Origin of the sequence: Pseudomonas neuropathica (genome assembly GCF_051174785.1) — a bacterium.
GTDB classification, from domain to species: Bacteria; Pseudomonadota; Gammaproteobacteria; order Pseudomonadales; family Pseudomonadaceae; genus Aquipseudomonas; species Aquipseudomonas neuropathica_A.
Genome location: NZ_CP195111.1, coordinates 6250649 through 6276426 on the forward strand (window position 1 = coordinate 6250649; position 25778 = coordinate 6276426).

Here is a 25778-nt window from a genome sequence, read left to right on the forward strand (position 1 = left end):
TTTAAAAGCCTATTTTTTCAGGGAAGAAAGACAGAGGGGGGTGTGTAGTCTTCCACTTGGAAGCAAAGTCTTCTGCTTCCTGAATCTGCGTCGGGGTCATTTTTTCTGAAATTTGTGGAAGTGTCTCCTCAACATCTGTTTGTGCTGCTCCGCCGTCGTCTAGCTCTTTCAGCAGAGAAATTAATGCATACCCTTTGATTTTATCTTCCGTAAATCCGAGTGCTTTAGGGTCGACGGCTAAAAAGTATCCATAGTTATAGACGCCGGCCTCATATCCAATCGACGCCGCTTTTTCTACCCAATAGCGGGCTTGTTCCAGTTCGCCTTTTTCTCTATATATACCAAAAAGTTGCATCATTGCTTTAGGGTTTCCTGCTTTCGCAGAAAGTAAAAACCAATGTTCGATTGTCTCTTGTCGCTTCCATGGAAGAATAAAACCTTCTCCTTGACGATCACCAATAGCCATTCGATATTGGGCGATTGCATATCCTGCGAGTGCTGATTTCTTTAACCACTCTCTCTCTGCGGTCAACTCATATATTATGTAAATAGCTTCCGCTTCACCGCGATCGGATTTGTCTTTCGCGATTCTCGTTGCTTCAGCCAACCATTCTTTTGGTTCTTTTTTTCCTATTGGACAATTCTTCATTGTCAAACATAGGTCATTATCGGTTCGGCCGATTCGAATCATCGAATAAAGGTCGCCTTGGGTGGCTGCGGCCTCATACCAATGAAGAGCTTCGGCATTAAGGGTTATTGTTTGTTGCCGAAGTTCTTCGGCTAAATAGAACTGTGCTTCAGTATCTCCAGCCTCTGCCGCAATGCGTAGTTCACGCTCGGCTTTTTTGTGTTGATTGAATAGCTTGATTCCTTGCAGTTTTGCTACCTGTTGTTGTGTGCTCAACTGCACCGACGCGTAACTGGGAAATATGAACGAAGTCAAAAATATGAAATAACCAATACACAATATTCTTGTAAGGCGCGTTCCTTTTGCAGAATAAAAATGTTTCGTCAAAATCCATATTTTCCGGGGTAAAAGGATAGGGGAGGATGCGTATTTTTCCACTGCTGTGCAAATACCCTGGCTTCTGCTATCTGCTCAGCACTCATTTTTTCAGAAATTTCTGGCAGAACTTCATCCACGTAAGGCTGTATATTCCCACCACCATCAAGTTCCTTCAGTAATGATGTCAGTGCGTAACCTTTTACTAGGTCAAGCGGAAAATCATATAGGGAAGGGGCATGAGCAAGATAGGCCCCGTAGCTGCTGACGCCAGACTCGTACCCCGTTTTTGCCGCCTCTTCGATCCAATGCCGGGCTACCCCGATATCGCCACCGTTTTCATAAAGAAATGCGGAGTATTCAAGCATTCCTGCGGGGAAACCATTTTCAGCTGACGCTTTTAACCAACGTCCGACTTCTTCAGTTCGTTTCCAAGGCAGAAAAAATTTTTCACCTTCTTTGTAGCGATTTGCCAAAAGCCACTGGCCTCTGGGGAAGTTAGCTGCTGCGGATTTTTCCAGCCACTCTAATTGCCCAGACGACAGATATTTAATGTACATTGCTTCGCCATCACCATTATCTGCTTTTTGTTCACTTTCTTTGTTTAATAACTCCAGCCAGTCGGTGCGTTTTTTCGTGCCCTCAGGGCAATTGTTCATGACCTCGCATAAGTCATTATTTGATGTCGCGAGTCGTAACATTGCGTACAAATCGCCTTGCAAGGCTGCGGCTTCATACCATTTTTGAGCCTCGGCAGTAATGTATTGTTTTTGCTGTCGAAGCTCCTCCCCCAAATAATATTGCGACTCGGCATCACCCGCTTCGGCGGCAATTTTTAATACTGCAGCCGCAGGTTTGTATTGATTGTAGAGTTCAATGCCCTGGATTTTTGCCTGAAACTGTTCGTGCGTTAGAGCAGATGATTCGGTTGCTATTATAGTTAATAACGTTAACGCCGCAGTCATTAGTTTTATTGGTGTCTTTGCTGAACTCATGGGTGGTTGTTTCTTCTCTGCGGAAGTAAGGGGGCGGTTAGTCATCGATTAAAATTCGGCGGTCCGCACCTCCCTAAAGAAACCAAAAAGCCGGAGTCAGTCGCTCAGTTTTTCGGGGAAAAAAGAAATCGGTGGATGGGTGGCTTTCCACTCTTGCGCAACGATTTTTGACTGTTCAATTTGTTCTGGTGTCATTTTTTCAGCAATCTTCTCAATTTTACGTTCAACATAATCTTGCACTCCACCGCTGTCGCCGAGCTCCTTTAACAAAGAAAAAATAGCGTAGCCTTTAACTAGGTCCAGTGGGTAGCCAACTTTGTCGGGAGTATGTGAAATGTACGCTCCATAGTTGCTCAAAGCTGCTTGCTCGCCGGTTGCTGCGGCCACTTCAAGCCAGTGCCGAGTGCTCTCCATTTCTCCTTTTACATACAGTGTTTCTAGATATTCCATCATTGCTTTTGGGTTGCCACCCTCGGAAGAGAGTAGTAGCCATCTTCTTACTGACGCATCACGTCCTCCAGGAATGAAGAAATAACCTTCACCTTGTCTTTCACTTACAGCCATCCAATATTGCGCGAGTGGATATCCTGCATTTGCAGATTTCTCTAGCCACTTATGATCCAAGGTGATTTCGTACATTAAATACAGAGATTCTGGATCGCCATCATTTGCCTTCGGCAAAGTGATTTTCTTGGCTTCCACGAACCACTCGGCTTGAGTTTTTTTAGCCGGTGGGCAGTTTTCCATTATTACGCAAAGATCGTTTTTTGCTCTGCCCAACTGAATCATAGCGTATATGGAGCCATTCATCGCCGCCGTTTCATACCAGTGCTGTGCTTCTGGCGTCATATATCGGTTGCGCTTTCTTAGCGCTTCGCCTAAGTAGTATTGCGACTCCACATTTCCAGATTGCGCTTCTTTTTCTAATGAGGGAAAGGCTGCGTCAAATTTTAACTGATTATATAACGCAATGCCTGCAGAAACTTCGCTCGCTGATTTTGACGAAAAAGCAGGCGTGGTACTGATTAAAAATGATGCGACAAAGAAATACCTGAATAGCCTCACTGGCGTTAATATCCTAGCTTGTCAGGGAAGAACGAGAGAGGCGGATGGTTGGCCTTCCACGTTTTTGCGAGATCTTTTGCTTTCCCTATCTGCTCTTTTGACAGGTTTTTTTCCACTTCTGGCAAAACATCGTTAACATTGTTTATTACGTTTCCACCACCATCAAGCTCTAGTAAATTTGATAGTAGCGCATATGACGTCACTGGGTCTGAGGTGAATCCGTATTTTGGTTCAACTTCGCCTATATAAGAAGCATAACCAAAAACCGCTGATACGTAGCCTGAATCTGCAGCTTTTTCATTCCAAGTTCTAAACGATGAAAAGTCGGCTTTTTCAAGCCTGGCAGCGGCAAATCCCATCATAGCTGGAGGATAGCCATTCTCTGCAGACGCTTTCATCCACTTTTCGATTTCATCTGATCTTCTGGAGGGCAGTAGGAATACTCCGCCACCTTCTTGATATTTAGTCGCTAAACGAAATTGCGCCAATGCGAAACCGTTTTCTGCAGATTTTTCTAACCATTCATCGTTCCCTGTTATTTCCCATAACAAGTACATAGACTCAGCATTTCCATGAGATGCCTGATCAGTTGCAAGCTTCTTAGCTTCATTCATCCAGCCTTCAGGCGATTGCTCAGAGGGGGAACAATTCTTCATGGTTACGCACAAGTCTTGGTCCGCTCCTCCGAGCCGGATCATAGAATAAATATTGCCTTTTTTTGCTGACTCCTCGTAAGCTTTTTGTGCTTCCTGAGTCAAGTATCTGTTGTTTTTTCTTATTGATTCACCTAGGTAATAGAGTGCCTCATCATCGCCACCATCAGCGGCGATCTTCAAAAACTCAATCGCAGAAGTGGCTTTGTATTGATTGTAGAGTTTTATCCCCTCGTTTTTTGATTTTTGTTGTTGGGTGGATAGCTCGGAGTTTGCATGTTTGCTGAACAGTATGCATGCAAACGCCAAGCTTAGAGTCAAGATTTTGAGTAGTTCAAAGTAACTTGGTCTCGCAATTAAGCTTGTTTTTAATTGTAGAGACTGATGCAAGATTAAAAGCCTATTTTTTCAGGGAAGAAAGAAAGAGGCGGGTGAGTAGCCTTCCATTCAATCGCATATTTTTTTGCTTCCTCAATTTGAGCGGGCGTCATTTTCTCCGCTATTTGAGGTAACTTACCTTCGACATAAGCTTGAATATTTCCACCGCCATCCAGTTCTTTAAGCAAGGATACAAGTGCGTAGCCTTTAACTAGATCTATGGAGTAGCCAACCTTGTCGGGAGTATGGGATAGATACGCACCATAACTTGCAACGGCGGCTTGGTAACCGGTTTTTGCCGCCACTTCCCACCAATATCGAACACTTTCTAAATCGTTCCGTTGGAAAAGGATCGATATATATTCAATCATCGCTGGGGGGTAGCCACCTTCTGAGGCGGATTTTAGCAACTCCTCCTCAGCATTCTTCCTCTTCCAAGGAAGTAAAAATGTGCCTTCGCCCTCGGCATAACGATTGGCGAGTAACCACTGTGAAGGTGCATATCCAGCTGCCGCTGACTTCTCCAACCACTTTAACTCTGCAGTTGCATTGTACAAAATCGCCATTGCTTCGCCATCTCCACTTACGGCGCGAGGAGTTGCGGTTTTTATCAATAGGTCTAACCATTCACTCGGTTCTTTGCTTCCTGGAGGACATTGATTGATGACGGAGCAAAGATCTCCTGAAGTCGTTGCAAGTTTGAACATTGCATAGTAATCGCCCTGGGAGGCTGAAGCCTCATACCATTTTTTTTCTTCTTTATTACTATAGCGCTTCTTTTTGCGAAGTTCTTCCGCTAGGTAAAATTGGGCCTCTGCATCTCCAGCTTCCGCAGCGATACGTAACTGCATCTCAGCAGCTTTGTATTGGTTGTAGAGTTTTATCCCCTCGTTTTTTGATTTTTGTTGTTGGGTGGAGAGCTCGGAATGTGCATGTTTGCTAAACAGTATGCATGCAAACGCCAAGCTTAGAGTCAAAATTTTGAGTGGCTCAAAGTAACTTTGTTTCGCAGTTGAGCTTGGTTTTAATTGTAGAGGCTGATGCAAGATTAAAAGCCTATTTTTTCAGGGAAGAAAGACAGAGGGGGGTGTGTAGTCTTCCACTTGGTAGCAAAGTCTTCTGCTTCCTGAATCTGCGTCGGGGTCATTTTTTCTGAAATTTGTGGAAGTGTCTCCTCAACATCTGTTTGTGCTGCTCCGCCGCCGTCTAGCTCTTTCAGCAGAGAAATTAATGCATACCCTTTGATTTTATCTTCCGTAAATCCGAGTGCTTTAGGGTCGACGGCTAAAAAGTATCCATAGTTATAGACGCCGGCCTCATATCCAATCGACGCCGCTTTTTCTACCCAATAGCGGGCTTGTTCCAGTTCGCCTTTTTCTCTATATATACCAAAAAGTTGCATCATTGCTTTAGGGTTTCCTGCTTTCGCAGAAAGTAAAAACCAATGTTCGACTATCTCTTGGCGCTTCCATGGAAGAATAAAGCCTTCTCCTTGACGATCACCAATAGCCATTCGATATTGGGCGATTGCATCTCCTGCGAGTGCTGATTTCTTTAACCACTCTCTCTCTGCGGTCAACTCATACATTATGTAAAGAGCTTCCGCATCACCGCGATCGGATTTGTCTTTCGCGATTCTCGTTGCTTCAGCCAACCATTCTTTTGGTTCTTTTTTTCCTATTGGACAATTCTTCATTGTCAAACATAGGTCATTATCGGTTCGGCCGATTCGAATCATCGAATAAAGGTCGCCTTGGGTGGCTGCCGCCTCATACCATTTATAAGCTTCATCAGTGATGTATTGTTTGTTTTGGCGTATTTCCTCTGCTAAGAAAAACTGCGCTTCAGCATCTCCTGCTTCTGCCGCTATTCGTAATTCGGGTTCGGCAGTCTTATACTGTTTGAATAGTATTATTCCGCGTTCTTTCGCTGATTGCTGCTGAGAGCTAAGCGTTGCAGAAACGCATGTTGGTAGTGCGATGATTATCGCTACGGCAATTGCTTTAAGTATTGTCATGATTGTGTTTTACTCATTTATTCTTCTGGGCCGTTATATGTTGCTCTTCCGCCAGGAAGATATGTACGGCCATAATGCGTAAATCGTTGACAAAATCCGTCTAGTCTCGCGCCAAGCTCCTCAACATGTTTTTTGTATCTGGCCCTCATTTGGTCGTTTCTCTGGTCAACTAAGCGGAGTATCGCCTCGGACATGAAGTTATCCATGGCTAGGCGTTGCTCGCAATAAATTTGGCCTTTGTCGAGACCTTTGGTGCCGAATCTATTCATGCTGATGCACGCTTCTTCAAATTGTGCTTGAGCTTGCGTCAAGGTATTTGTTTTTTTTGCGTTATTCAGAATCCAACCCAATATCCTTTCAACTGCTTGTTGTTGAATAAGGTGGGTCTGCGATCTGTCGTAAGTATATTTCTTCTCTCGAGAAGCACTATCTGCTGAAACACCCGTGATGTTAAAACTTTCAGCTGCTGAAGTTAATGTCATTAGCATAGGGCCGAGCGCATTGGGTGTAGCATTCAAAAACCACTGCTCCAACTCATTCTGATTGCGATAAGTCATAATCGTGTGGGCAATGATGGCTCCTCTACCTCCGCCAGTTAACGCCTCATATAAAGACATCACCATATCCACACCTTGCATATAAAATATCGCTACTTCCATGCCTGCAGCGCCGAGGAAGTTAAGTTTGTCTATGTAATTAGCTGCATCATCGGTTACAAAAATCAGCGATTTATCCTGATTTTTGTGCATCTCACGGCGCAGGATGTTAATCAGGTCAGTGACACCGTCATAACCAACTTCGAACTGGAATTCGCCGCCGGCTCCGGCACCGACGATGACGGATGCCTTGAACCGCATGATGAAGCGGCCTTCGTGCAAGGAAATACCGATGTCTGCTGATGCTCCGAGGCCGTATGCGGCGGTGAAACCGGCGGTCAGTCGCGCTAGACTCGACCATTGACTGGCTTTGGTGCTGTTGACGCTATTGGCCATTCCTGGTGAAGGCGCGGTGCGCAATGCTGCGATTTCTTTTGGCGGCGCCCAGTTCAAGGCGCCTGTCAGTAGGATCCCTGCCTGCACTCCCGCAAAGAGGTTGAACTGGGCTTTGGCGCCGTCCTCTACTCGAACTTTTGCCGCGTTACCTTCCAGCACCGGTTCGCTTCTCGCGGTTGCAGCGGTTGCATGTGTCGTATCCGGTCGTTTTGCGTCGGTGATTTCCGGTAGGTTCAGGCCGCCTTGTACGTTTGCACGTCCCAACTGCACGCTGGAGGAAAGGAGGAGTGTGGCGCCGGTGTATCCCCAGGCTCTAGCGCCCAAGTGGATCGAGAACCGACCTAGATTCAGGTTTTTGCGGTTTTTCTCATAGTCGAGGTAAGGGATCAGGATGTCTTTGGCCTGATCTCTGCCCGGGAGATCCATTTTCATCAATTCAACTTCGCCACGGGCGAGGTCAATGCCCAGACTCACTTCAGCCTTCGCGGAGGCTTTGAAGTTATCCGCCACACTGAATGTCGGGCCGGTTATTTTGGCGCCGGTGTGGATTGATGGCTGTGGCGGTGTGAGGCAACGCACGAGTTGAGCTTGAGGACTATTGTCGAACAGGCGCAAGGAGCTTCTGACTTCTTCCTTGAACAGCAACTGACGAAGACGAAGTCCCCAATCCTTGCGGGCTCCGGCATCCTCAAAGGTTTCGACCTTGTAGTTCTTCGATTTCAGGTAAGAGTGGAACATTTCCACATCAAACCAGCCTTTCTCATCAAACCAGTCACTCTGTTGATCTTTGATGGCGAGTGCACCTTCAAGCCGCAGCCACTCATGGAAAGGATTGTCGTCAGTGTCCGACGTTGCTTTCCCGGTGCTGTTCCCCGGAAGTTTCTGCAAGTCTTTACTTGCCTTGGCGCCGATTTCACTCGCGTCCTTTTTCAATACCTTTGTGATGCCCTCGAGATTGAGCAGGCTCAGGTGTTTGACAGGACTGTTGGGGCTATTTAAAAGTGCTACTTCGCGCAAAGGAAAGCCTGCTTTGACCAAGCGTTCTTCCGGTTTCGGCTGAAATTGCTCGGGCTCCCACAGCAGATGTCGCAGCGGCAGGGCTGCGGCCACTGCAGCCTCTGCGTCATCGCGAAGTTGCAGGCGATCTTGCTGAATGCGCTGCCATTCTGCCCGTTCCGCCTCCACGATACCTGCAGGTGCCGCGACGTTTTGCCCGCTGGCGTCAATCCAGGCTTTATATTTCGTGCGGATCTGCTCCGTGAGCTTGATCTGCCGCTGCTCCATCTCGAGATATGCCTTGAATTTCTCGATACCTGCGCTGATGTCGCCAGTGTCAGGAATTAGCGCAAATTCCGGTAGGGCCAGCCCATAGTCGGCAACTTTCAAAATCGCATCGATATAAGCGGCAAAGTCTTTTTCGACTTTTTCGCGCTCGTTGGCGACTTCCTTTAAATAACCGCACATCCGGGCTTTACCATCGATGACGCAGTTTGTGGCGTCCAGATAGGCCTTTTTGTTTTTCTGAAGGTCTGCCTCTTTCAGAGTCGTCAACTTGCCACTCTTGGTGAGCGCAGCGCGGGCCTTCAAGTAAGTCTGCACGCGATTTCTTGCTTCGATCGCCCCTGGGGAAAACAGGTTGCCGCTTTCGTAGGTGTAGCCAGCAGTTTTTGCCTGTGCGACTGCAACCGCTTTCAGCTTTTTCCATTCGTTGTAGAGGCGCTGCAGTTTCTGCCCATCAGAGTTGGCTTCAAGCAGGCTCGCTTGCTGTTGATTGGCAAGCTCCCGATTGCGAGCGTATTCGCTTTGGTCCGGCAGTTTGTCCAGCGCTGCGGAGTTTCGAGCCTCTCGGCTGACAGCCTTCAATCGCATAGCCATCGTGGGCTGCGCGATATCGGGTTCCTGAGCCTCGATTTCGAGCATTCGGCTTTTTTGCTCGCCTTGCAGGAAATTACTCAGCTTCGGCTCCAGGAAGTATTCCAGAAGCCCCGCGGTGTTCATCCCCTTGAGTCGTTCTTCTGGAGACTTGCTGGCGCTGATATGTTGCTCGAGTTCATTCATCGCCTCTTTGATCGAGCTGGCCGCACGTTTAGGCAATAGGTAAAACATTTTTTCTTTGGTGGCGTAGATCACTTCGCCATATTCCGTCGAGCAGGCCGTCTTTACCTGGTCGAACGCGTTGGAACAACTGTCAGGCGCTTCAGGCTGGGGATCAAGTTCCAGGGCAGGCTTGCTCTCGACCGGTACCGCTGAAGTCGATGGGTTCGCAGCTGGTTTGTTGAAATCTACCTTGGGTGCTTCCGAGATATCAGTTTCCATTTCGCTTCCATTCATTCTTTACGGACGGGTCATCAAGCAGCGCTGGTAGTCAGTTGCTGCAACTGTTGCACTTTGATGAACGACTCTTCCCTGGATTGCAGGATGGCCATTGCCTGAGGCTGCGTCTCGAGCAGCGGGCCGTTGGTGATTTGGCCCAGTTTCAGTAAATGACGACCTTCGTAAATGTTGTGGGCAACCAGCACGTTCAGGTTTTCCACGAGGTTGGGCAGTTGTTCGTCGGTGGGTTCACCGTAGGCAGCGTATTGCTCATCTGCCCAATAAACCCAACCCAGATGCTCCTGAACCTTTGGCGCTGTTGGCGGCAGGTTGAACGCTGAGACGTCGCCCAGCCATTCAAGTTCCGAAACGGGGCGCCAACTGAGCCAGCGACCGCGATTACGCCCGAAGTGGACCGGTGCCGGGCTGTAAACGTGTTGCCAAGGGCCGAAAAGTTGATGCGAACTTTCACCAGCGGTGTAGGCCAGCGCGGCCCACAGGCTTGGCTTGTGATAGCTCAACAGGCTTTGGCCACCTGAGCCATCGTTGGCACGCAGGAGCCAGCGGGCATGTGCCAGTGCCTTGGCTGGATCTGTTGTGGAGAGGGCAATGCCGGAGAAATTTTCTTCGCAGAGCTTTGCCGCTTCGGCTGCGAGTCGACTGCCCCACGGGGCGACCAGCCAGAGAGGACCGTCAGCGGCAATTTCAGCGAAGTCGGTGTTGAGAAACAGACCTTGGGTGTCTACGGGCTCGCCGACACGGTACAGGCGGCTCATGGCTTCCGGCTGACGGACGCGATCAATGATGAAACACAGGGTCAGGTCGGAGCTTTCTCTCGGCAATTCCTCGAACCCATGGCGTGGCGCTTCGAGGAGGGCGGTCAGCGCTTTTACATGCATGTGCAATCCTTACGGCTGCAGGCGCCGTTGCTTTGTTTTCCGCACAACGGCGTGATACCTGACTCGTTCAGACGCTTTGGAAGCGGGATGAGTACTTTTCCGGCCTTATCCGCATCCGCCACTTTCATCGGTCCCGGCAGCAATGGTGCCGCAGGCGTCCCGACCCCAGGCGAGCCGCCAGTGTTGACCTTCACTTCGGCACCGCTGATGGTCACGCCACCCGCGTCAACCTTGACGAAACTCCCGCCAGCCTTGGCTGTGAGTTCCATCGCACCTTCGACCACCACTTTCTGGCCGGCGTAGTAATGGATTTCTGACCCGGCCTCGACAAACTGCGCAGTCCCGACCTTCAGGTGCTGGGTGACACCCACGGTCAGGTGATCATCCGCACGCATCTCGCTGATGCGATCCAGATGCGTAATCCGGTGCTCTTCAACCTTGAACTCGCTCAGCGTGTTGGCTTCGACGGTGTCGTGCCGTTCGTTACCGACGCGGATCTTCTGATCGTGCTCAATGTTCTCGTCCCAGTCGCGTTGGGCGTGGATGTAGATCTGCTCGACGCCTTTCTTGTCTTCGATGCGGAACTCGTTGTAGCCCTTGCCGCCCGGTGAGCTGAGGGTTTTGAAGGTGCTGCGGGTCTTGTTTGCCGGCAGGTCGTAGGGGACGACGTTTTCCTTGTGGTACAGGCAACCGGTGACCAAGGGCTGGTCGGGATCGCCTTCGAGGAAGGTGACGAGGACTTCCATGCCGATGCGCGGGATGGCGATGCCGCCGTAGGCGGCGCCGGCCCAGCCGCTGGCGACGCGCATCCAGCAGGTGGTTTTGTCGTTGGACTGGCCGTTGCGGTCCCAGTGGAATTGCACTTTGATGCGGCCGTACTGGTCGCAGTGGATTTCTTCGCCTGCCGGGCCGGTGACGACGGCGGTCTGGCTGCCGAGGACTTTTGGTTTCGGGTGTTCAAGGGCAGGGCGGTAGTGCGCGTCCCACGGGGTGGCGAGGAAGCTGTTGCGGTAGCCCTGGTGGAAATCGCTTTTGTTGTCGGTGACGTCGCTGGTGACGTTTTCGCCGAGGACTTGCGGTTGTTTGCCTTCGTGGAAGACTTCCAGCAGCAGCCACAGGTCGTTCCATTCGGCGCGCGGGTGTTCGGCGAGCGTGAGGAAATGGCCGCTGGTCAGCGTCGGTTCGTCACCTTTGCCTTCGGCGAGTTTGTAGTCGCTGCGATGGCGTTCCAGCGCGCGGGTGGAAAGGAACTTGCCGCGCTCGCGGGTGGTGAAGCGGCCGGGGTAGTCGTAGTCCTCGAGGTCCGGGGCAAAGGTGCTTTTCGCGGTGCCTTCGGGGAGGATCTGCGGTTTTTCGAAGTCGTAGTCGCGGCGGCTGACGCGGGTGGTGCGGGTTTCCAGACGCAGGTTGAAGCGTTTGATCACCGGTTTGTCGGCGGCCATGCCGGAGTCTTGCTGGTAGCTCACCGCTTTCAGCTTGCGGAACACGGTCTGGTCGTCGCCGAATACCAGTTTGTGGCCGCTGCTGCTGTGCTGGAAGTGGAAGTGAATGCCTTCTTCTTCGCACAAGCGCTGGATGAAATGCAGATCGGATTCGTCGTACTGCACGCAGTACTCACGCTCCGGGTATTCGGCGTTGAGCTGGAAACTGTAGGCGTCGGCGAGGATGCCGCGATCTTCCAGCACCTGGGCGATGATTTTCGGCACGGTCAGTTGCTGGAAGATCTGCTGATCGTGGTTGTGCCGCAGGTAGGCCAGTTGTGGCACCAGGCTGAGGCTGTAACGGGTCAGGGTCTTGCCGGAGTCGCCTTGCTCGATGCGATAGACCAGACCGTGGATTTTGCCTTCGCCGGTCGGGCCGAAAGTCAGGACGCCGGGCTTGTGCAGCAGCTCTTCAAGCTTGAGGTCGGGGCGGGCGCTGACGAGTTCGAGGTCGAAACGGAACGGTTCGTTGAGGGCTTCGCGACCGGTGAAGCTGAGGACTTGCAGGTCGGCGTTGGCGCCTTCAAGCGTGAGGGTAATGTGGGTTGCGTTGGCGTCCAGCATGCCTTGAATTCCGTCCGTTGAATAAGCAGGTGACGGATGATGGAGGATTCAGCCGCCTCGTTCAAGGCACAAAAGCCGTAGGTCTGGCAGGTTTGCGGTATAGGGAAAACCCTTAGATGAGGTGTTTGGCCCAGTGAAACCGGGCGTTTCGTGCGAATTAGCGTTGATTGCCGGCAACTTTTCCCACGACCCGGGGTTGAAGAATCCTCAGTCAGATTCAGACTAAAGTCGCCTGTAGCACGTCAAAGCCATCTGCCATCATTGCCGCTCACCCTGCGTGTTCACTTTCTCCTGGTTCAATTCGACCCGGGACGGGAGCTATTTTTCTGGCTTGTTGCGCGCTTGCGCAAACGCTGCATTGTTGGAGTTTTTCATGCGTCCCCCATTTCCCCTCATCACCCCGCGCCAGTCGTTTGGCTTCGGAGCCTTTGTGCTGTGCGCAGGTTTTACCGCACAGGTTCAGGCCAGCGGATTCTTTGAAGACACCACGGCGAAAATCGAGTCGCGCACGGTGTACTTCAACCGCGATTTCCGTGATGGGCACACCACGAACGATCAGGGCGCGTCCAAGCGTGAAGAGGCGGCACAGGGCTTTATTCTCAACCTGCAATCGGGCTACACCGACGGTACCGTGGGTTTTGGTATCGATGCGCTGGGCATGCTCGGCTTTCAACTCGATTCCAGCCCGAACCGCAGCAACAGCGGCTTGCTGCCCTCCAGCGGCAACGACCCGCGCGGCTCGAAAGGTCAGTACGCGAAAATGGGCCTGACCGCTAAGGTCAAGGTCTCGGACACGGTGCTGAAGTACGGTGCGCTGTTGCCGGATCTGCCGCTGCTGAAATATAACGACGGACGTTTGCTGCCGACGATGTTCAACGGCGCCATGCTCACCTCTAAAGAGGTGAAAGACCTGACCTTCATAGCCGCGCGTCTGGACAAGTACACCGCGCGGGATTCCACCGATTCGCAAGACATCCGCGTGCACTGCAAGAACAAGCGCTACGCGTGCAACACCACCGCCGACCATTTCGACATGTACGGCTTCGACTACAAGATCAACGATCGTCTGACTGCGCAGTATCACTACGCCGAACTGGAAGACATTTATAGTCAGCACTTTGTCGGGCTGCTGGGTAATCAACCGTTAGCTGGCGGTGTACTTAAAGCGGATCTGCGCGTGCTGAAAAGTGCCGACAGCGGTGATGCCAACGCCGGTTCCATCGATAACCGTGCGTTGAGCGGCATGTTGTCGTATGCGCACAGCGGTCACACGTTCAGCGCTGGTTGGCAGCGCATGAACGGCGACAACTCGATGCCGTACCTCGATGGCAGCAACCCGTATCTGGTCAACTACGTGCAGGTCAACGACTTCGCCGCTGCGCAGGAACGTTCTTGGCAGTTGCGTTATGACTATGACTTCAAAGCCATCGGCATTAATGGTTTGAGCTTCCTGACCCGTTATGTGAACGGTGATCACATCAAGGTGTTGGGCAGTGATCAGGAAGGGAAGGAGTGGGAACGCGACAGCGAGTTGAAGTATGTGATTCAGACGGGCGCGTTCAAGGATGTGAGTTTGCGTTTGAGGAATGCTACGTATCGCACCAACTACGAGAAGTTTGCCCGGGATGTGGATGAGACACGGTTGATTGTGAGTTATAGCTTTTCGGTGTTGTAAGGCGTGGAGTTGTAGCGTCTGATCGATTGCTTTCGCGAGCAGGCTCGCTCCCACATGGGTTCAATGTCGGACACAGCATCTGTGTTCACTGAAGATCTATTGTGGGAGCGAGCCTGCTCGCGAAGGCGTCCTTACAACCAATGCCAGAACCGGCTCCAGAACCCCCGATTCAAATCCTCCTTGCACCCTGCATATTGCCGCGCATACACATCCGAACGATTCTGCACTTTGCGCGCCGTCGGCATCAGCCAGGCTTTGCTCGCGTAGGTCTTGTTGCGGAAGCCGCCCCAGCCTTCGTGGTAGTTGAGGTATTGGTTATAGGCGTCGTACTTGTAGACGCCATTGATCGAGTAGGTCTTGTCCATGTACCAGCCGACAAAGTCGATGGCGTCGTCGAAGTCTTCGCGGTCGGCTCCGCTGCGGCCGGTGCTTTTCTGGTAATCGGCCCAGACTTCATCTTTGGCTTGCGCATACCCTGAAGCGGTCGAGACGCGGCCCCACGGGATCACCCACAGCAGGTATTTGCGCGGGGTCTTGGCGTCGTAGCGGTAGCCGGATTCCTGATACATGATCGCGAAGGGCACCTGAATCGGCACGCCCCAGCGTTTTTGCGTGACTTGCGCTGCGTCGTACCAGTCGCTTTTTTCGCGGAAGATTTCACAGATGTCTTCCGGCGAACGGGGCGGCGAGGTGCCGCACCCGCTCAGTAGCGTTGCCAGTGTCAGTAGTCCGAGCGTCTGCCTGTAATTCAAAAGCGGTTATCCCGTCGTGCGCAAAAAGGCCGACAGTCTACGCGCTCAGCTCAATTGATGACGATAGGGCAGATCCGGGCCGGTCTTGCTGCAGGTCAGCGCCGCAGCTTGCACGGCGAACTTGAGCATGGCGTCGATCTGCTCGCGAGCGAGTTGCTGCACGCCTTCGACCGAATCCAGACCGTGCTCGGTCAGCCAGGTGATCAGTGCGGCCTGGAAGGTGTCGCCCGCGCCAACGGTGTCGGCGATCTTTATCGAGGCTGCCGGGACTGACCAGGTGCCGTGTTGGCGGCTGAACACAGTAGCGCCATCGCCGCCCCGGGTCAGGAAGACGATCTGGCAGCGGTGTTCGAGCCAGCCTTCGATCACCCGCTGCGGGTCCTGTTCGGGGTAGAGCAGGCTCAAGTCTTCGTCGCTGACCTTGATCAGATCGGCCAGTGGCACCAGCGTCGCGATGCGCTCGCGCCACAGGTCGATGTTCGGCTCGGGATTGAGGCGCACGTTCGGGTCGAGGGTGATCAGGCGTTTGCCGCTTTCACGCTGTACCAGGGTCAGCAAGGTGTCGCCGATCGGCTGCACCACCAGCGAGAACGAGCCAATGTGCAAGCCGCGCACTTCAGGACCCAGCGTCGGCAGATGCGCCAGACTCAACTGTCGGTCCGCGCAGCCATCACCGCGAAAGCTGTAATGCGGCGAGCCATTGGCATCGACGGCGACCATGGCCAGCGTGGTCGGTGCGGCGAAATCCACCAGGTAGTCCGGGCGCACACCTTCGTCCTGCAGCACTCGCTGCAAGCGGTGGCCGAGGTAGTCGGTGGACAGCCCGCCAAACAGGGCCGAGTCCACGCCCAAGCGGCGCAAACCGACGGCGACGTTGAACGGCGAGCCGCCGGCAATCGCCTTGAAATTCACTTTCGAGGCCAGACCGCTGGCGTCGTCTTCGCTGAAAAAATCAAACAGGGCTTCGCCACACACCAAATACATAATTGTTTGCTCTTTATAGGGTTGCGACATGCTGTTGATAGCGTTCATAGGCCTGCTGGAACGCTGCGACATTGGCGGCGATTGGCAGGGTTTCACTGCTGGAATCGAGTTTCACGCAGCGCTGGCACAGATCGGCGAGGGTGTCTTCGTGGCCATTCGACCAGGATTTGCACCACGCCGCTTGAATCGCTGCGCCGAGGGCGGCGGCTTCGCTTTGTTCGGTGCAGATCACCGGGGTGTTCATGATGTCGGCGACGATCTGCCGCCACACCGCACTTTTCGATCCGCCGCCGATCAGGCAAATGCTGCGGCTTTGTAAACCATTCTGGCGGAGCAAATCCAGCCCGTAGCGCAAACCGAAGGTGGTGCCTTCGACGGCGGCGCGGCAGAGGTTGGCCTGGGTCAGATTATCCAGCGTCAAACCGTGCAGGCTGCCGGTGGCGTGGGGCAGGGCGGGCACCCGTTCACCGTTGAGGAACGGCAGCATGCTCACGCCGTCGGCGCCGATGGGAGCTTGGGCGACGAGGTCGTTGAACTGCTGCAGATCGAGGTCGAACAGTTCGCGAATCGCGCCGGTGGCGTTGGTCAGGTTCATGGTGCAGATCAGCGGCAACCATCCGCCGCTGGACGAGCAGAACGTCGCGACCGAGTAGTCCGGGCTGACTTTTGGTACTTCGGAATAGGCGTAAACCGTGCCGGAAGAGCCGAGGCTCATGGTGATCGCGCCGGGCTGAATATTGCCAGTGCCGATGGCGCCCATCATGTTGTCGCCGCCGCCGCTGGAGACCAGCGCATTAGGGTTGATGCCGAGGTGTTCGGCGATGGCCGGGAGGATGGTGCCGACCGATTGATGTGCATCGATCAGTTCAGGCAATGCGGCTTGCAGGCGTCCGCTGGCGTCGATGTCGCGCAGCAGTTGCAAGTCCCATTGGCGGGTGCGCACGTTGAAATACCCGGTGCCGGAGGCGTCGCCGTATTCGCTGCAGGCGCGGCCGGTGAGCCAGAAGTTCAGGTAGTCGTGGGGCAACAGAATGCGTGCGATGCGCGAGAACACCACGGGGTGCTGTTCTTTGGTCCAAAGCAGTTTTGACACCGTGTAGCCCGGCGCGATGACTACGCCGAGGCGTTCCAGCGAGCCTTTTTCGCCGCCCAGATGAGTGAGCAGACGGTCATTTTCGGCGCTGGTTTCGGTGTCGCACCAGAGCTTGGCCGGGCGCAGGACTTCACCTTGATCATCGAGCAGGACCAGACCGTGTTGCTGGCCGGAGACGCCGATGCCGAGGATCGACTGGCCATCGACATTCGCCGCCAGTAATGCCTGGCGGGTGGCGAGGGTGAAGGCTTCCAGCCATTGTTGGGTGTCTTGTTCGCGGCGGCCGTTGGCGCCGCTGATCATCGTGTGGGCGGCGGCGCCTTGGCCGAGGACTTGACCGCTGATGACGTCGAGGATGATGGCTTTGGTGCCTTGGGTGCCGCAGTCGATGCCTAGGAACAGTTGTTGTGTTGTCATGTGTGGACCACTCGGGTGTGGTGAAGATCAAGAGCTTACCCCCTCACCCCAGCCCTCTCCCCCAAGGGGGCGAGGGGGAAAGGGAGCTGATCGGGGGATATTCAAATCCTGAGTTCGACTCTGCATTTTCAGGTCGATGTAACTTGTAAAAACAACTCGGTCAGTCCCCTCTCCCTCTGGGAGAGGGCTAGGGTGAGGGGCTTTTCAATCCAGAATCCGCTGCAAAGTCCGCGTCACACCATCCTCGCTCAAACTGTTACAGCACCACTCAAACGCCGCGACAAACTCCGCCGAACGCGGTATCGCCGTGCCGAAAATCTCCTCGACCGCCAGCAACCGCTGGGTAATTAAAGCATCGTCCGCCACCAACGCCTGACAAAACGCCGCGCGCGGATCCGGGATCAAATAGGTATCACCATTCTCATCCATCCCCTTCAAATACAACGCCCACGCCGCCACCACCAACGCCGCACGCTTGGTCTCCTGCCCATCGGCAATCAACCGGTTGATGGTAGGAATGGTGAACTTGGGAAACTTCGACGAGCCGTCCGAACACACCCGCTCAAGTTGATCGGCAATCGCCTGATTGGAAAACCGCGCCACCAATGTGTTTTTGTAATCCGTCAGATCAATACCGGGCACCGGCGCCAGCTGCGGGGTCACGTCCAGGTCCATATAAGCGCGCATATAACGCACGAACAGCGGGTCGTTCATGGTTTCGTGCACAAACCGGTAGCCCTTCAGAAAGCCCAGATACGTCAGTGCCAGGTGGCTGCCGTTGAGCAGTTTGATCTTCATCTCTTCGTAGGGCGAAACGTCGTCGGTGAACTGCACGCCAACCTTTTCCCAAGCCGGGCGACCGTTGACGAATTTGTCTTCCAGCACCCATTGCACAAACGGCTCGCAGACCACCGGCCAGGCATCGTCGACGCCGTGTTTGTCGGCCAATTGCAGGCGATGCGCAGTGCTGGTCATCGGCGTGATGCGATCGACCATGGCGTTGGGGAAACTGACGTTGGCGTCGATCCAGCTGCACAGATTGCTGTTGCGCAGGGTGGCAAACGCCAGCAGCGCCTTGCGCGTCACGGCGCCGTTGTGCGGCAGGTTATCGCAAGACATCACAGTAAACGCCGGGATGCCTGCCGCGCGGCGTTTTTCCAGTGCAGCACACAAAAAGCCGAACACGGTTTTCGGTGACTCGGGATGGGCCAGATCATATTGGATCTGCGGCAGGTGCGCCATGAATTCGCCGTTGCTGTCGTCGATGCAATAACCGCCCTCGGTGATGGTCAGCGAGACGATACGAATCTGCGGGTCGGCGAGTTTATCGATCAACGCCTGAGCGCCGTCCTCGGCCAGCAGCATGTCGCGAATCGCACCGATCACGCGCACTTCGGTGTCGTCGCTGTCGCCGAGTTCGAACAGGGTAAACAGGTAATCCTGCTCCTTGAGATCGTCGCGGGCGCGGCGGTCTTCGGCGCGCAGGCCGACGCCGCAAATCGCCCAGTCGAGGGCTTCGCCGGTGTTCATCAAGGCGTCGGTGTAATACGCCTGGTGCGCGCGGTGGAAACCGCCGACGCCGATGTGCGCGATGCCTTGGCGCGTGTCGCTAAGGCTGTAGGCCGGCAATTGCACTTCGCTGGCCAGACGATGGAGATTCTGTTGATTGAGTTTCATCGGGAGTTCTCGAAGTCAGGCCGCAGCGCGCAGCGGACGGGTCAGCGCGACACCTTCGGCATCGAATAAATGGCAGTGAGCAGAATCGAGGTGCAGGCTCAGTTGTTCGCCGTAACGGCTGGCTAGATCCCCGCGCACGCGCATGGTCAGGGCTTCGCCGGCGTTGGTGGTGACGTGGCAGAAAGTATCGCTACCCAGGCGTTCGCTGACGTCGGCGGTGACTTGCAGGCTGCAATCACCAGGTTGCGCCAGTTCCAGATGCTCCGGGCGAATGCCCAGGGTCACGGCGCTGCCGACACTCAGATTGGCAGTGTTGAAGGGCAGGGTGATGCGCGTCCCGGCGTCCAGCGAGACTTCGCAGCTCTGGCCGTCGACGCGGGCAATCTTGCCTTTGAGGAAGCCCATTTTCGGCGTGCCGAGGAACCCCGCGACGAAGAGGTTCGCCGGGTTGTGATACAGATCCAGCGGCGAGCCGACCTGTTCGATCTTGCCGCCATTGAGCACCACGACTTTGTCGGCCATGGTCATCGCTTCGACCTGATCGTGGGTGACGTAGATCATCGTCGCTTGCAGGTCTTTGTGCAGACGCAGCAGCTCCAGACGCATCTGCACGCGCAGCGCGGCGTCGAGGTTGGAGAGGGGTTCGTCGAAGAGGAAGATTTTCGGATTGCGCACGATGGCGCGGCCGATCGCAACGCGTTGGCGCTGGCCACCGGAGAGCTGTTTCGGCTTGCGCTCAAGCATCGGCCCGAGTTCGAGAATCCGCGCTGCTTCGCCGACCTTTTTCTCGACTTCGGCTTTTGGCACGCCGGCCAGATCGAGGGCGAAGGACATGTTTTTCTTCACTGTCATGTGCGGATACAGCGCGTAGGTCTGAAACACCATCGCCAGATCGCGCTTGGCCGGGCTGACTTCGGTGATGTCGCGGCCATCCAGTTCGATGGTGCCGTCGCTGACTTCTTCCAGACCAGCAATCAACCGCAGCAGGGTGGATTTACCGCAGCCCGACGGGCCGACGAAAACCACGAATTCCTTGTCGTTCACTTCCAGGTCGATGCCTTTGATGATGGAGAAGCCTTCGAAGCCTTTTTGCAGATTCTTGATTTTCAGGTTGGCCATGAGGATGGGCCTCCGCAATTTATTATTGGGTTAAACCAGATCGGCTTTTCTGTGGGAGCGAGCCTGCTCGCGAAGGGGCCGTGTCAGTCGCCATCAGGGTTGGATGACACACCGCTTTCGCGAGCAGGCTCGCTCCCACAGGGGATAGGGTTGGGTTCGGGATATTCATTTCACGGCGCCGAACGAGAGGCCGCGCACCAGTTGCTTCTGGCTGATCCAGCCGAAGATCAGAATCGGCGCACACGCCAGGGTCGACACCGCCGACAACTTGGCCCAGAACAAGCCTTCCGGACTCGAATACGAAGCGATCAACGCAGTCAGCGGCGCAGCTTTCGACGAGGTCAGGTTCAGCGACCAGAACGCCTCGTTCCAGCACAGGATCAGCGACAGCAACACAGTCGAGGCTAGGCCACCCTTGGCGATCGGCAGCAGCACGCGGACCATTTCCTGCCACAGCGTGGCGCCGTCGAGGCGGGCGGCTTCGAGGATGTCTTTGGGGATGTCCTTGAAGTAGGTGTAAACCATCCAGACCACGATCGGCAGGTTGATCAGCGTGTAGATCACGATCAGCGCGATGCGCGTATCGAGCAGGCCGAAGCTCTTCGCCAGCAGGTAGATCGGCATCAGCACGCCGACCGGTGGCAGCATCTTGGTCGAGAGCATCCACAGCAGCGTGCCTTTGGTGCGCTGGGTTTCGTAGAACGCCATCGAGTACGCCGCCGGCACTGCGATCAACAGGCACAGGGCCGTGGCGCTGAAGGAAATCACTACCGAGTTCCAGGCGAAACTGAAGTAGTCACTGCGCTCATTGATGTGCAGGTAGTTCTCCAGCGTTGGCGTGAAGATGAATTGCGGCGGCGTGGCGAACGCATCGATCTCGGTCTTGAAACTGGTCATCACCATCCAGAAGATCGGGAAGAAAATCACGATCGCGATGGCCCAGGCGAGGGTGCCGAGCAGCAGGCTTTGCAGCCGGCGGGATTGTTGGAGAGTCATGGCAGGCCTCAGGCTTTGTCAGTCAGGTTTTTGCCGATCATCCGCACCAGAATGATCGCGGCGATATTGGCGATGACCACGGCAATCAAACCGCCCGCCGAGGCCATGCCGACGTCGAACTGCACCAGCGCCTGGTTGTAGATCAGGTAGGCGAGGTTGGTCGAGGCGTAGCCGGGGCCGCCGTTGGTGGTGGTGAAAATCTCGGCGAACACCGACAGCAGGAAGATCGTTTCAATCATCACCACCACGGCAATCGGCCGCGCCAGATGCGGCAGGGTCAGGTGCCAGAAGATCGCGATCGGCCCGGCGCCGTCGAGGCGTGCAGCCTCTTTCTGTTCCTGGTCGAGGGACTGCATGGCGGTCATCAGAATCAGGATCGCGAAGGGCAGCCACTGCCACGAGACAATGATGATGATCGACAGCAGCGGGTAGTGGGCGAGCCAGTCCACCGGTTGCGCGCCGAACAGCTTCCAGATGTAAGCGAGGATCCCCGAGACTGGATGGAAAATCAGGTTCTTCCAGATCAGCGCACCGACCGTGGGCATGATGAAGAACGGCGAAATCAGCATGACCCGCACGATGCCGCGACCGAGGAATTCGCTGGCCTCCAGCAACGCACTGATCAGTACGCCCAACACCACACTGATCAGCAACACGCTACCGACCAGCAACAGCGTGTTGGTCGCGCCCGGCATAAAGCCCGAGTCGGTCAGAAAGTAAGTGAAGTTTTCCAGTCCGACGAACTCGTTCTCACCGGGGTAGAGCAGGTTGTAGCGGATCATCGAGAAATAGATGGTCATGCCCAACGGCACGATCATCCACAGCAGCAACAGGGCCACCGAAGGGCTGACCAGAAACCAGCCGGGATTGCGTACACGGACCTTGCGCGCAGGTTGCGACAGGTCGAGGTGTGCTTTGGCAGTTGAAGTATTCATGGCAGTAACCGATTCGACAGGCGAATGAAGATCCCCTGTAGGAGTGAGCCTGCTCGCGATAGCGGTGTATCAGTCACCCAATGTGTTGAATGGGAAGCTGCCATCGCGAGCAGGCTCACTCCTACAAAAGGCAGGAGCAAGCTTTGCGGGTTACTTGGGATAACCGGCGCGCTTCATCTCGCGTTCAGTGGTTTGCTGCGCGGCGGTCAAGGCTTGATCCACCGTGGTCTGGCCGATCAGCGCCGCCGAGAACAGCTTGCCGACCTGCGTACCCACGGCCTGGAACTCAGGAATGGTCACCAGTTGAATGCCGATGTATGGCACCGGTTTCAGCGTTGGTTTGCCCGGATCGGCCGCTTTCAGCGATTCCAGCGTGACCTTGGCGAACGGCGCGGCGCTCATGTAAGCGTCGCTGTAGGTTGAAGCGCGAGTACCCGGCGGAACGTTGGCAATGCCGTCAGTCTTGGCCACCAGTTCGCCGTATTCTTTGGAGGTCGCCCAGGCGCTGAACTCTTTGGCGGCGTCCTTGGCTTTGGAGCTGGTCGGAATCGCCAGCGCCCACGAATACAGCCACGCCGAGCCTTTGTCGGTCACTTGATGCGGCGCGAAGGTAAAGCCAACGTGATCAGCAACCTTGCTCTGGGTCTTGTCGGTGACGAACGAACCGGCGACGCTGGCATCGACCCACATTGCGCATTTGCCACTGTTGAACAGCGCGAGGTTCTCGTTGAAACCGTTGCTGGAGGCGCCCGGCGGGCCGGATTTCTTCATGGTGTCGACGTAGAAGTTCAGCGCGTTTTTCCACTCGGGCCCGGTGAATTCCGGCTTCCACTGCTCATCGAACCAGCGCGCGCCGTAGGCGTTGGCAACCGTGGTGATCAGCGCCATGTTCTCGCCCCAACCGGCCTTGCCGCGCAGGCAGATGCCGTACTGCTCTTTGTCTTTGTGGGTGAGTTTTTCGGCGAAACCGGCGATCTGCTCCCAGGTCGGACGCTCCGGCATGGTCAGCCCGGCATCCTTGAACAGGTCGGTGCGGTAATAGGTGATCGAGCTTTCCGCGTAAAACGGCAGGGCGTACAGCGAACCCTTGACCGACAGGCCTTCACGCACCGACGGGAACACATCGTCGAGGGCGTAACTGGCCGGCAGATCCTTCATCGGTTCCAGCCAGCCTTTGGCGCCCCACAGTGCCGCTTCGTACATGCCGATGGTCAACACGTCGAACTGACCGCCCTGAGTGGCGATGTCGGTGGTCAGGCGTTGGCGCAGGACGTTTTCTTCGAGCACGACCCAATTGAGCTTGATGTCCGGATGCTCGGTCTCGAAAGTTTTCGAGAGTTTTTGCATGCGGATCATGTCGCTGTTGTTGACGGTGGCGATGGTCAGCGTCTGAGCGCCAAGGCTGACGCTGCTGAGGGTCATGCAAGTGAGGGCAAGCAGAGCTTTTGCAGTGGGTTGCATCGTGCACTCCTTTTCTGCACCCAGAGGGTTACAGAAGGACAGTTATTGTTTTTGTGTCTTCCTGTGGAGGAAGAATGTGCGCTGATTACAGCCTTCAATCGCGGGGCTGACAAATCATCCCTAGCACTTTTATCGATACTTTTTTGCACTGGGCTTTTGTGGGGTGAACGCAGGGAAGGGGTTTGCAGCGGGGAGGCGCTATCGAATGCGTACAGGTTTCCGGAGTGGCATCGCAACGTGTAGGAGTGAGCCTGCTCGCGATAGCGGAGAGTCAGCCTGCGATTTTGTTAGCTGATACACCGCTATCGCGAGCAGGCTCACTCCTACAGGAGAATTGCGTTGTCAGTGGTGGTTCTGCTCGGTCAGGCGCTGCACCGCGAGCCGTCGATAGTGTGACGGCGTCATGCCCTTGAGCTGCTGAAAGCGCCGATTGAAATTTGAAATATTGTTGAAGCCGGATTCAAAGCACACCTCGGTCACCGGTTTGTCGCCGTCGGCCAGCAGCTCGCAGGATTTGCTGATGCGCAGGCGGTTGACGAACTCGATGAAGTTGCGCCCGGTGGCCTGTTTGAACACGCGGCTGAAATAGGTCGGCGTCATGCCCAGATGCTCGGCGACTTCCTCCAGGGAAATGTCGCGGGCGTAGTGACTGAAGATGTAATCGACCGCGCGGTTGGTGCGATCGATGTTGTGCTCATCGGCCAGTTGCGGTGTGGTGGCGCCGGACAATAACTGGAAGTCATCGCTCGCCGCGAGCAGCTCCATCAGGATGAAAAAATGCCCAAGGCGGGTGATGCCCTTGCTGTCGGCGATGCGCTGCATCAGCGTCATGGCCTGGCGGATGGTGCGCTTGCAACGGAACTCGATGCCGTACTGCGCACGCTCCAGCAGCGGCGCCAGGGTTTTCAGTTCGGCAAACACCTGGTGGCCGCTTTCGAACAGTTCGTCAGTGAAGTTGACCAGCATGTCGCGCTTTTCCACGACTTCGTCTTCGGCCACCTGGCTGATCCAGTTATGCGGCAGGTTGGGGCCAGTGAGGAACAGGGTTTCGGGATAAAAATTGCCTATGTAGTCACCGATGAACACCTTGCCGGAGCTGGCCACGATCAGGTGCAGTTCGTATTCCTTGTGAAAATGCCAGCGCACCAGTGGGCACGGAAAACCATGCTGGCGGTAGATGATGGATAACCCGTTATGGTCATCCATCAACTCATACGAGGGATCGGTCACGCGAGCTGTTCGGGTCATGGTGAGCTACTTTTTTATTATCGCCTGCCGATCATGCCTCGTTTCTCGTGGCTTTCGCCAGCTTCACTCAAACGGCCTGTTCACGGACAGTGCTTCGCGACTTCTCGATGGCTTTTTCCAGATTGGCCTGTTGGCAGAAAAGCACAATGTTCGAATTTTTAATAAAGTCGAAATTGATGATGTTGCACTTCTTGGCCCAGTCCGATCTGGCCGGGTCAAACCAGTAGTCGAGATCATCCAGAATTCGCTGAGGGCCGCCAATCGAAAAACTGGTTGCCGACAGCGACCATGGACGAAGTGTGCTGTTGGGGGAACTCAATATTTGTTCGATGTATCCCTGCAGATCGAGAGAACTGACAAGCTGCTTTCCGATCCACTTGTGCTGGATTTTTCCATAAATACGGTAGTCCTCGGTTTCCCAGGTCATGGGGGCTGCCACCATGATTCGCTGCAATGGGCTGATCGCTTTGAGCTGGCCAAGTGTCAGGTGCAGATTGCGGGTCGGGATCATTCGTTCGCCCAAGTGTTCCAGTATCAACGTTTGAAACTCTGAATGATCGAATGCGTCCTTGCCGCTTCCCAATTCATGGAAGTCGAGAATGATGAATTCATTGATGTTTCTTTCATAAAAAGCTTTTACGTCACGCACAAGATCTTCAAGCGTACGGGAAGAAAGGTATCCGTCGTGGTGGAAGCGGAACTTTGCCAGGCCTTGCGCTTTGTTATCGCAAGTCAGGCGTACGTCGAGTGCTCGAGCGCCACGATTCAATTGTGAATAAAAGGATACATCCTGGCAGGCGAGCCAGTTTTTACCGGGTATCAGTGCATACCTCGCTTCCCAGTCACAGCCCGCGTTATGGGCGCCCGGCAAACTCAGTTCGAAAAGCGACAAGTTGTCGATTTGCGGCGAATCAGCCATCCACTGGTAAGTTTGAAACTTGTCAAGATTGTTCATTTTGTACATCCTGCGTTTGAAAATTAAAGTTATTGAAGTTGCGCGCAGGATGTTTATAACGGGTGCCGGGTGGTCCGCAAAGTTGGCTTTTAATGCAAGTCGTGTA

Annotated in this window: 20 protein-coding genes; 1 reads left to right on the forward strand and 19 read right to left on the reverse strand. The window is 54.4% G+C overall.

Annotated elements, in window-relative coordinates:
- Position 1: 1 nt before the first annotated feature.
- The 9 genes from ACRRSD_RS28090 to ACRRSD_RS28130 form a co-directional block, all read right to left on the reverse strand.
- Positions 2-910: a tetratricopeptide repeat protein gene (locus ACRRSD_RS28090; RefSeq protein WP_435038558.1), complete on the reverse strand. Its 909-nt coding sequence runs from the start codon at positions 908-910 to the stop codon at positions 2-4.
- A gap of 101 nt (positions 911-1011) precedes the next feature.
- The gene (locus tag ACRRSD_RS28095; protein WP_435036471.1) at positions 1012-1998 is read right to left on the reverse strand and encodes a tetratricopeptide repeat protein; all 987 of its coding nucleotides are present in this window, start codon (positions 1996-1998) and stop codon (positions 1012-1014) included.
- A 96-nt stretch (positions 1999-2094) separates the two neighbouring features.
- Positions 2095-3063, reverse strand: a complete 969-nt coding sequence (locus ACRRSD_RS28100; protein ID WP_435036472.1) for a tetratricopeptide repeat protein — start codon at positions 3061-3063, stop codon at positions 2095-2097.
- A 5-nt stretch (positions 3064-3068) separates the two neighbouring features.
- A complete protein-coding gene (locus ACRRSD_RS28105) occupies positions 3069-4106 on the reverse strand; it encodes a tetratricopeptide repeat protein (RefSeq protein ID WP_435036473.1) in 1038 nt (345 codons plus the stop codon).
- A gap of 2 nt (positions 4107-4108) precedes the next feature.
- Positions 4109-5140, reverse strand: a complete 1032-nt coding sequence (locus ACRRSD_RS28110) for a tetratricopeptide repeat protein (protein WP_435036474.1) — start codon at positions 5138-5140, stop codon at positions 4109-4111.
- A 2-nt stretch (positions 5141-5142) separates the two neighbouring features.
- Positions 5143-6111 (reverse strand): tetratricopeptide repeat protein, encoded by a 969-nt coding sequence (locus tag ACRRSD_RS28115; RefSeq protein WP_435036475.1) that lies wholly within the window; start codon positions 6109-6111, stop codon positions 5143-5145.
- 17 nt (positions 6112-6128) lie between these two features.
- Positions 6129-9419 (reverse strand): hypothetical protein, encoded by a 3291-nt coding sequence (locus tag ACRRSD_RS28120; protein WP_435036476.1) that lies wholly within the window; start codon positions 9417-9419, stop codon positions 6129-6131.
- A 32-nt stretch (positions 9420-9451) separates the two neighbouring features.
- Positions 9452-10315 (reverse strand): DUF4123 domain-containing protein, encoded by an 864-nt coding sequence (locus tag ACRRSD_RS28125; protein WP_110719225.1) that lies wholly within the window; start codon positions 10313-10315, stop codon positions 9452-9454.
- Positions 10306-12360 (reverse strand): type VI secretion system tip protein VgrG, encoded by a 2055-nt coding sequence (locus ACRRSD_RS28130; RefSeq protein ID WP_435036477.1) that lies wholly within the window; start codon positions 12358-12360, stop codon positions 10306-10308. The genes ACRRSD_RS28125 and ACRRSD_RS28130 overlap by 10 nt, the downstream gene beginning before the upstream one ends.
- Positions 12361-12733: 373 nt before the next feature.
- On the opposite strand from ACRRSD_RS28130, the gene ACRRSD_RS28135 reads away from it, so the two are divergent.
- A complete protein-coding gene (locus ACRRSD_RS28135) occupies positions 12734-14035 on the forward strand; it encodes an OprD family porin (RefSeq protein ID WP_435036478.1) in 1302 nt (433 codons plus the stop codon).
- Positions 14036-14166: 131 nt separating this feature from the next.
- Here ACRRSD_RS28135 and ACRRSD_RS28140 read toward each other — a convergent pair whose 3' ends face one another.
- The 10 genes from ACRRSD_RS28140 to ACRRSD_RS28185 all read right to left on the reverse strand — a co-directional run bounded on the left by ACRRSD_RS28140 (position 14167) and on the right by ACRRSD_RS28185 (position 25672).
- Positions 14167-14787, reverse strand: coding sequence for a hypothetical protein (locus ACRRSD_RS28140; RefSeq protein ID WP_007912129.1), 621 nt, complete (start codon positions 14785-14787; stop codon positions 14167-14169).
- A gap of 45 nt (positions 14788-14832) precedes the next feature.
- Positions 14833-15771: a carbohydrate kinase family protein gene (locus ACRRSD_RS28145; protein WP_435036479.1), complete on the reverse strand. Its 939-nt coding sequence runs from the start codon at positions 15769-15771 to the stop codon at positions 14833-14835.
- Between the two features lie 13 nt (positions 15772-15784).
- On the reverse strand, positions 15785-17281 hold the full coding sequence (gene xylB, locus ACRRSD_RS28150) for a xylulokinase (RefSeq protein WP_435036480.1): 1497 nt from the start codon (positions 17279-17281) through the stop codon (positions 15785-15787).
- 204 nt (positions 17282-17485) lie between these two features.
- Entirely contained in the window at positions 17486-18958 is a 1473-nt protein-coding gene (locus tag ACRRSD_RS28155) for a mannitol dehydrogenase family protein (protein ID WP_435036481.1), read from the reverse strand.
- A 15-nt stretch (positions 18959-18973) separates the two neighbouring features.
- Entirely contained in the window at positions 18974-20077 is a 1104-nt protein-coding gene (locus ACRRSD_RS28160; protein WP_435036482.1) for an ABC transporter ATP-binding protein, read from the reverse strand.
- A 165-nt stretch (positions 20078-20242) separates the two neighbouring features.
- Entirely contained in the window at positions 20243-21073 is an 831-nt protein-coding gene (locus ACRRSD_RS28165; RefSeq protein WP_034154211.1) for a carbohydrate ABC transporter permease, read from the reverse strand.
- An 8-nt stretch (positions 21074-21081) separates the two neighbouring features.
- Entirely contained in the window at positions 21082-22008 is a 927-nt protein-coding gene (locus tag ACRRSD_RS28170; RefSeq protein WP_038367588.1) for a carbohydrate ABC transporter permease, read from the reverse strand.
- Positions 22009-22158: 150 nt separating this feature from the next.
- Positions 22159-23469, reverse strand: a complete 1311-nt coding sequence (locus ACRRSD_RS28175; RefSeq protein WP_435036483.1) for an ABC transporter substrate-binding protein — start codon at positions 23467-23469, stop codon at positions 22159-22161.
- Between the two features lie 342 nt (positions 23470-23811).
- On the reverse strand, positions 23812-24717 hold the full coding sequence (locus ACRRSD_RS28180) for an AraC family transcriptional regulator (protein ID WP_077573033.1): 906 nt from the start codon (positions 24715-24717) through the stop codon (positions 23812-23814).
- 67 nt (positions 24718-24784) lie between these two features.
- Entirely contained in the window at positions 24785-25672 is an 888-nt protein-coding gene (locus tag ACRRSD_RS28185; RefSeq protein WP_435036484.1) for a phospholipase, read from the reverse strand.
- Positions 25673-25778: the final 106 nt, after the last annotated feature.

Excerpts from the sequence above, each read along its gene's own strand:
- ACRRSD_RS28095 (WP_435036471.1), bottom strand. The coding sequence starts at position 1,998 with ATGAGTTCAGCAAAGACACCAATAAAACTAATGACTGCGGCGTTAACG.
- ACRRSD_RS28115 (WP_435036475.1), bottom strand. The coding sequence starts at position 6,111 with ATGACAATACTTAAAGCAATTGCCGTAGCGATAATCATCGCACTACCA.
- ACRRSD_RS28120 (WP_435036476.1), bottom strand. The coding sequence starts at position 9,419 with ATGGAAACTGATATCTCGGAAGCACCCAAGGTAGATTTCAACAAACCA.
- ACRRSD_RS28125 (WP_110719225.1), bottom strand. The coding sequence starts at position 10,315 with ATGCATGTAAAAGCGCTGACCGCCCTCCTCGAAGCGCCACGCCATGGG.
- ACRRSD_RS28130 (WP_435036477.1), bottom strand. The coding sequence starts at position 12,360 with ATGCTGGACGCCAACGCAACCCACATTACCCTCACGCTTGAAGGCGCC.
- ACRRSD_RS28135 (WP_435036478.1), top strand. The coding sequence starts at position 12,734 with ATGCGTCCCCCATTTCCCCTCATCACCCCGCGCCAGTCGTTTGGCTTC.
- ACRRSD_RS28145 (WP_435036479.1), bottom strand. The coding sequence starts at position 15,771 with ATGTATTTGGTGTGTGGCGAAGCCCTGTTTGATTTTTTCAGCGAAGAC.
- xylB (WP_435036480.1), bottom strand. The coding sequence starts at position 17,281 with ATGACAACACAACAACTGTTCCTAGGCATCGACTGCGGCACCCAAGGC.
- ACRRSD_RS28155 (WP_435036481.1), bottom strand. The coding sequence starts at position 18,958 with ATGAAACTCAATCAACAGAATCTCCATCGTCTGGCCAGCGAAGTGCAA.
- ACRRSD_RS28160 (WP_435036482.1), bottom strand. The coding sequence starts at position 20,077 with ATGGCCAACCTGAAAATCAAGAATCTGCAAAAAGGCTTCGAAGGCTTC.
- ACRRSD_RS28165 (WP_034154211.1), bottom strand. The coding sequence starts at position 21,073 with ATGACTCTCCAACAATCCCGCCGGCTGCAAAGCCTGCTGCTCGGCACC.
- ACRRSD_RS28170 (WP_038367588.1), bottom strand. The coding sequence starts at position 22,008 with ATGAATACTTCAACTGCCAAAGCACACCTCGACCTGTCGCAACCTGCG.
- ACRRSD_RS28175 (WP_435036483.1), bottom strand. The coding sequence starts at position 23,469 with ATGCAACCCACTGCAAAAGCTCTGCTTGCCCTCACTTGCATGACCCTC.
- ACRRSD_RS28180 (WP_077573033.1), bottom strand. The coding sequence starts at position 24,717 with ATGACCCGAACAGCTCGCGTGACCGATCCCTCGTATGAGTTGATGGAT.
- ACRRSD_RS28185 (WP_435036484.1), bottom strand. The coding sequence starts at position 25,672 with ATGAACAATCTTGACAAGTTTCAAACTTACCAGTGGATGGCTGATTCG.